Raw genomic sequence first — 1,481 nt, forward strand, 5'->3', positions numbered from 1 at the left:
TTTTTCTTGTTTGCCCTTTTCTTAAGGACAAGTAATACTATATCATCTTTATAATATATCGTCAATACTTTTTTATATATTTTTTTATTTATTTTAAAAAAATTATTGTATATAGCTAAAATACTCACTTTAATCAACAATATTATATTATGTAAAATTGATTATTTTATTCATTTTTTCATTAATTTAATCAATTTTACATAATTTTTAAATATAATCAATTTATATTATTTATTCCTAGTCTACTTGAGAAAGTAATCTCTTAGTTAAATCTGATACCTTAAGCTCACCTAGTTCACTATGAGCCATTGCTATAATAACCCTTATTCTATCTTCTGAGTTATCCCATTTATATGCTCTAGCATTCATTATTACCTCTTCTGGCATTAATTCTTCTAATTCCATTGCTAATTCATCAGATAAAGTCATATATTCATCAAATAAATCTTCACTTTCTAATTCTTCTATTTCATACTCTTCTTTTATTATTTGATTTAATTCATCTATACTTATACTTATTTGATATGCTAGAGCATCTTCTCTCTTCGTTCCTTTAGTCATATCTTTATCTACTTTAAAATTACTATTAGACTCTATCATATCTTTTATTTCACTACTGTCTATTATTTCATTCCCGAAAACTATATACATACTATTCTCTCCTTAATCTATTTAGCCAATGCCTCTATTAATGACTCTTGTAAAGTTTTCTTTATACCTTTATCTTTAGCCACCTTTATTAAATATCTATATCTGGATTTTTTCGCTTCTAGTTCATAGATAGCTACATCTACCAACTCTGGATCACTTACAATTTGAAAAAAGTGTTCTGCAGTTTCTACATCCAGTTTAGCTCTATTTATTTCCTTTATGAGTTTTTGTTTATCTTTCTCTTTATTTATTATTTTGCTTATTTTAGACATAGTCATCCTCCCTAATAATTTTCATATTTATTAAGAACTTTGACATTTTCTAAAATCAATATACCACTTTATGTAAATTTAATAAATACTTTATTAAATAAATTCAATTATGAAAATATAAACTTATCAAATATTAAATATAAAAAACCTCTAGTGAATATCACTAGAGGTTACTGGTGGGATTAACAGGGCTCGAACCTGTGACCCCCTGCTTGTAAGGCAGGTGCTCTCCCAGCTGAGCTATAATCCCGCATTTAGCATTTATTTGTATGGTGCGCCCAAAGGGACTCGAACCCCTAACCTTCTGATTCGTAGTCAGACACTCTATCCAGTTGAGCTATGGGCGCACATTTTATGGAGGCGACACCCAGATTCGAACTGGGGATCAAGGAGTTGCAGTCCACTGCCTTACCACTTGGCTATGTCGCCTTATTTTAAATTATAATAAAATGGTGATCCATCCGCGACTCGAACGCGGGACACCCTGATTAAAAGTCAGGTGCTCTACCGACTGAGCTAATGGATCACTTTATGGGGTGGATAATGAGAGTCGAACTC

The 1,481-nt window shown here is 30.5% G+C and carries 2 protein-coding genes and 4 tRNA genes; all 6 read right to left on the reverse strand.

Annotated features, from left to right (window positions below):
* Positions 1-237 precede the first annotated feature (237 nt).
* Positions 238-651 carry a hypothetical protein gene (locus BLP75_RS17935; RefSeq protein ID WP_092727902.1) on the reverse strand — a complete coding sequence of 138 codons (414 nt, stop codon included), beginning with the start codon at positions 649-651 and terminating at the stop codon, positions 238-240.
* Positions 652-668: 17 nt separating this feature from the next.
* A complete protein-coding gene (locus tag BLP75_RS17940) occupies positions 669-923 on the reverse strand; it encodes a DUF2508 family protein (RefSeq protein ID WP_170139206.1) in 255 nt (84 codons plus the stop codon).
* 174 nt (positions 924-1,097) lie between these two features.
* Positions 1,098-1,173 (reverse strand) — tRNA-Val (locus tag BLP75_RS17945).
* 20 nt (positions 1,174-1,193) lie between these two features.
* A tRNA-Arg gene (locus BLP75_RS17950) sits at positions 1,194-1,270 on the reverse strand.
* 8 nt (positions 1,271-1,278) lie between these two features.
* Positions 1,279-1,352: transfer RNA gene (locus tag BLP75_RS17955), tRNA-Cys, on the reverse strand.
* A gap of 21 nt (positions 1,353-1,373) precedes the next feature.
* Positions 1,374-1,449, reverse strand: a tRNA-Lys gene (locus BLP75_RS17960).
* Between the last annotated feature and the right edge of the window lie 32 nt (positions 1,450-1,481).

This window comes from Romboutsia lituseburensis DSM 797 (assembly GCF_900103615.1).
Taxonomy (GTDB): Bacteria; Bacillota; Clostridia; order Peptostreptococcales; family Peptostreptococcaceae; genus Romboutsia_F; species Romboutsia_F lituseburensis.